Below are 4,902 nucleotides of genomic sequence, written 5' to 3' on the forward strand. Positions count from 1 at the left end.
GAAAGCATCCAAAAGATTCAAAATTTAAATAAGCACAGCATTTACTTATTATAAACTAATTTTCAATACTTACTTATGGCAAAAAAGAAAGCAACCAAGGCTGTGGCTACGGGCAAAATCACCGACATGGCTGAAAAACTCAAGGCTCTTGACGTGACAATGGCTCATCTTGAGAAAGATTTCGGTTCGGGAACAGTGATGCGTCTCGGCGATGACGCCGTGAAGGATGTGGAGACAATTCCTACCGGATCCATTACCCTCGACTATGCTCTCGGAGTGGGTGGTCTTCCGCGTGGCAGAATAGTGGAAATCTATGGACCTGAATCTTCCGGAAAAACCACGCTCGCCATCCATGTGATAGCCGAGGCGCAGAAAATGGGCGGCATTTGCGCCATAGTGGATGCGGAGCATGCTTTCGACCGCTTTTATGCCGAAAAACTCGGAGTGGATGTCAACAATCTCTGGATAGCACAGCCCGACAACGGCGAGCAGGCTCTTGACATTGCTGAACAGCTCATCAACTCCGGGGCAATAGATGTCCTGGTAATCGACTCCGTCGCGGCTCTTACTCCCAAAGCGGAGATAGAAGGGGAGATGGGCGAAAAGAATGTGGGGCTACACGCACGCCTTATGTCGCAGGCTATGCGCAAACTTACGGGAACCATATCTCGCACACGCACATGCTGCATCTTCATTAACCAGATACGCGAAAAGATAGGTGTGTCGTTCGGTAATCCGGAAACTACCACAGGTGGTAACGCTCTTAAGTTTTACGCTTCCGTACGTCTCGACATTCGCGCTTCTTCTCCAATTAAAGATGGTGACGAGACAATCGGACGCCTCACAAAGGTGAAGGTTGTCAAAAACAAAGTGGCGCCACCTTTCACACGCGCACAATTCGACATGATATTCGGCAAGGGAATCTCCCGCGCCGGAGAAATAATCGACCTCGCGGTGGAATACGAAGTGGTTAAAAAATCCGGTGCATGGTTCTCTTACAACGGGTCTAAACTCGGACAAGGCAGAGATGCCGTAAAAGGCGTGATTGAGGATAATCCAGATCTCGCGGAAGAACTTACACAGAAAATATACGCTGCCATGAATGCAGAAAAGGAGGATAAAAAGGGGAAGAAAAAGAATCCTTTCCTCCCGAGCAAGGATTCAAAAAAGGTAGATGAGGAGGAAGAAAGAGAAGAGGAATTTGAAGATTTCGACAACGAACAAGAGGTTGAGGAAGATCTCTTCGGAGATGATTTCGAAATTGAAGACTAAAAATACGAGAGTAAAAATAAAGGATGGCTTCAGAAGCCATCCTTTATTTTTTATTCTCATTTATCTTCCGTTCATTCACTTTTATCATTTGTCTTGAATTCCATCATATGAGAGTTGAAGTGCCATAGAGCTATCGAGGTGCTCGAAGATACGTTGAGGGAGTGTTTCACTCCGTACTGTGGAATCTCCAGCACCACATCGCTTATATCTACAATGCGCTGGTCAACTCCCTCCACTTCATTACCCACCACAAGCACATAACGCTCATCGGGCAAAGGCAGGAAATCTCCAAGACAAGTGCTGTTGTGGGTCTGCTCAAGCGTGCATATTTTCCATCCCTCATCTTTGAGTCTCATAGCTTCTGCCACAGCATCGTCTACATGTCGCCAGGATACAGTGCATTCAGCTCCAAGAGCTGTCTTTGATATTTCAGGATGAGGAGGACAACCGGAGATTCCTCCAAGCACAATCTCATCTATAAGAAAGGCATCGGATGTGCGGAACACCGCGCCTATGTTATACATTGAGCGGACATTGTCCGCAAGGACTTTTACCGGTATTTTACTTATACCTTTATATTCTTCCTCAGAACAGTTTGACAGCTCTATTATGTTTTTTTTCTTGCGTTCCAACTTGATTCTTTTTAAGATCGCCGTGCATATTACCTTATTTCACACGCTGAGCTCAAGCATTCTTTCTATGGGGCGTATCGCCTTAGCTGCTACCTCGGGATCAACGTGTATCTCCGGAGCTTCATCGCGCAAGGCTGCATAGACTTTTTCCAGAGTATTCAGCTTCATGTAATCGCATTCGTTACACTGGCATTCCGAATCCTCGGCAGGCGCCGGGATAAAACGCTTGGAGCTGCATTTGCGGCGCATCTCGAAAAGGATACCGCTTTCCGTGACCACTATATATTCCGGAGCCTCGTCTTTCTCCGCAAACTCAAGCAGCGCGGCTGTAGAACCCACTTTGTCGGCTATGAGCTGCAACGGACGGCGACATTCAGGATGAACGAGAATTTTTGCCTCAGGATGCTCCTTTTTAAGATCCATTATTTTATCTATGGAAAAACGGTCGTGGACATGACATGCACCTTGCCATAGAAGCATGTCGCGGCTTGCAACAGAATTTATATATCCCCCCAGATTCTTATCCGGTCCGAAGATTATTTTTTCATCGGCAGGAAGCGACTCAACTATCTTGCGGGCGTTGCCCGATGTCACCACTATATCGGTAAGTGCCTTGACGGCTGCCGAAGTGTTTACATAACTTATCACCGTATATCCGGGATGAGCTTCTACAAATCTGCGGAAATCGTCAGCATCGCAACTGTCGGCAAGAGAACATCCCGCAGCCATATCCGGAACCAGCACTTTTTTGCCGGGACAAAGTATCTTTGCCGTCTCACCCATGAAATGCACTCCACACATCACTATTATGTCGGCATCTGTCTTTGCCGCCTGACGGGCAAGGGCGAGTGAATCGCCTATGAAGTCTGCTATCTCCTGTATTTCATCGCGCTGATAATAATGTGCCATTATCAATGCGTTTTTCTCTTTCTTAAGCCGGAGTATCTCTTCGCGAAGCTCTTGATGTGTCATGGCTTTTTTATTATTTAGGTTTAAGTTTAAATTAAAAATTTAATAAAAAAACAAACAATAATAATAAATGGTGTAGATAAGTGACAATAACTTTTTACCTTAAAATTTGGAAATATGAGTTATTGAACTTTATGCATACTTTATTATCATGTTATCTACAGGGGGTAGGATTGATTCTCAATCGCATGCGGATGTTATCAACATCCTGTAGATAATTGCAAAGTTAATAAATTCTTCAGTAAACGAGGTTGAAAACTGTAGAAAACCATACTTGAAACAGTAGATAACCATGATGAAAAGTATGCAAAAACTAAATTGGTGCAGATATTGCATGTTTCAAATCTGTTTTTGTATAAGAAATTCATTTAAAAGCTAAAATTCCTGTAAACAAAGTTATCATAGAGTTTTCTACATACTTATCAACAGATTTATGACACTTATCTACAGGTTATCTACAGCATTTTTACATATCATAATTTACAACCATCGGGGTAAATCGGCGTTATTACTGATGAAACGCATCAGTAATAAAGAATGAAAAAATATCTGCTTACGGTTTTGTTGATGACAGGAATCACATATGTTTCCTGCGACAGGAAAGATGACAGTTTCAAGACTGAAATCTATCAGGAAATACGTTCGGTAAATAAAATGGCACTGGCATCCATGTCGATAACTAAAACGGCAAAGCTGGAATCTTCCGACTGGTATACCATAGGAAAACGTATAGCCGTATACTCTTATGATTCATATATGCGGGCTTATATAGATCTTTCGGAATTGCAGCCGGATGATTTCATATTTGACGATGACAATATGAAAGTGAGAGTCATATTGCCTCCTGTGAGGACGGAAATAACGGGACGTGACATGGGTATGAGGAAAGAGTATGAAAACATTGGTCTGCTGCGCAGTGAACTTGATTCCAAAGAAAGGGCGGAAATAAAGGAGAAGGCTAATGCCTCTTTTAAAAAAGAGGTGGAGAATAATCCTGTTTTCAAGAAGAGACTTACGGACACTGCAGAGCGCAAGGCTCGTGCTTATTTTGAAAATCTTTTCGCTTCTCGCGGTTATCATGCCGAAGTGGTATTCGGTAAGTAATATAAATCTATAAGTAAGTGTTGGAAATTAGCTTATTTAAATTTTTAATCTTTTGTATGCTTTCATGATTTAAATAAGCACGGCATTTACTTATTATAAATTAAATTTCAATACTTGGTTAAGCATATGTTAAGGATTATAAAATTTCTCATATACTGTGTTGTTTTGGCAGTTGCAGCAGGATTCATATATTTTTATTTTAAATCTCCTGCGAAGGCAGATGTAGAGACAGGGAAGGCGCGTATAAATGAAATAGAGAGCATGGTGCGTCTTTGCGCGGTGGATATTTACAGCGAGATACCGGTGCTCGACACTATTAATGACAAGGTGATTTTCGGAATCCAGAAACAGTCTGGAAGCATATCTTTTGATCTTGAGAAACTAAATGCAGATACCTTGGGTGATACGGTCAGAATTATTCTGCCTCCTGAAATTGTGGAATTATATGAATCGACAGAAGATAATTCATGGGAGGTCATAGATACTAAAAACATCGGGTTGCTTGGCGTGTTGCGCAGCGATAAACTCACGGACAGGGAAGAAAATATTGTAAAGGCGGAAATAAAAAAGAATTCCATCAAAAGACTTTATCGCACGGGTGTGGTGAGACGTGCACGTGCCGAAGGAAAGCGGAATCTTGAAGAACTCGCGCAAAATATCTATCGAAAACCTGTGATTGTAACGGATACAGCTCCTGACGGCTGTCTGAAAATGAAGTAAAAACAAGTGTTTTTTATATAAAAACAGGAAATTTTAAATTTTATGAAAATATTTTTATCTTTTGTTTTGTAAAATTCAAAATTTTATATACATTTGCAATCGAAAAATAAAAATTTATGGAAATTAGATTTACAGGTGATAATCATAAATCCGGTTGCTTCATCTTATAAAAGCGATATTATAAAGATTCGCAATATTACTATAT

The 4,902-nt window shown here is 41.6% G+C and carries 4 protein-coding genes and 1 pseudogene; 3 read left to right on the forward strand and 2 right to left on the reverse strand.

Translation table 11 applies throughout. The annotated features are described in order from the left end of the window. Positions 1-75 precede the first annotated feature (75 nt). A pseudogene (gene recA / locus JX312_RS09110) lies at positions 76-1,104 on the forward strand (recombinase RecA); the annotation flags it as partial. Between the two features lie 239 nt (positions 1,105-1,343). Here the strand turns inward: recA and JX312_RS09115 are convergent. Continuing rightward, complete coding sequence (locus JX312_RS09115) at positions 1,344-1,904, reverse strand: TrmH family RNA methyltransferase (RefSeq protein WP_123403162.1); 561 nt, start codon at positions 1,902-1,904, stop codon at positions 1,344-1,346. 39 nt (positions 1,905-1,943) lie between these two features. Further along, entirely contained in the window at positions 1,944-2,876 is a 933-nt protein-coding gene (gene nadA, locus JX312_RS09120; protein WP_123403164.1) for a quinolinate synthase NadA, read from the reverse strand. A gap of 534 nt (positions 2,877-3,410) precedes the next feature. Here nadA and JX312_RS09125 point away from each other — a divergent pair. After that, complete coding sequence (locus JX312_RS09125; RefSeq protein ID WP_123403166.1) at positions 3,411-3,977, forward strand: DUF4230 domain-containing protein; 567 nt, start codon at positions 3,411-3,413, stop codon at positions 3,975-3,977. 165 nt (positions 3,978-4,142) lie between these two features. Then, complete coding sequence (locus JX312_RS09130) at positions 4,143-4,697, forward strand: hypothetical protein (protein WP_124029399.1); 555 nt, start codon at positions 4,143-4,145, stop codon at positions 4,695-4,697. Positions 4,698-4,902 lie beyond the last annotated feature (205 nt).

It is taken from the genome of Barnesiella sp. CU968, assembly GCF_905219685.1.
Lineage (GTDB): Bacteria > Bacteroidota > Bacteroidia > Bacteroidales > Muribaculaceae > Lepagella > Lepagella muris_A.

Coding starts and splice junctions, on each gene's coding strand:
- nadA (WP_123403164.1), bottom strand. CDS start 2,876: ATGACACATCAAGAGCTTCGCGAAGAGATACTCCGGCTTAAGAAAGAG.
- JX312_RS09125 (WP_123403166.1), top strand. CDS start 3,411: ATGAAAAAATATCTGCTTACGGTTTTGTTGATGACAGGAATCACATAT.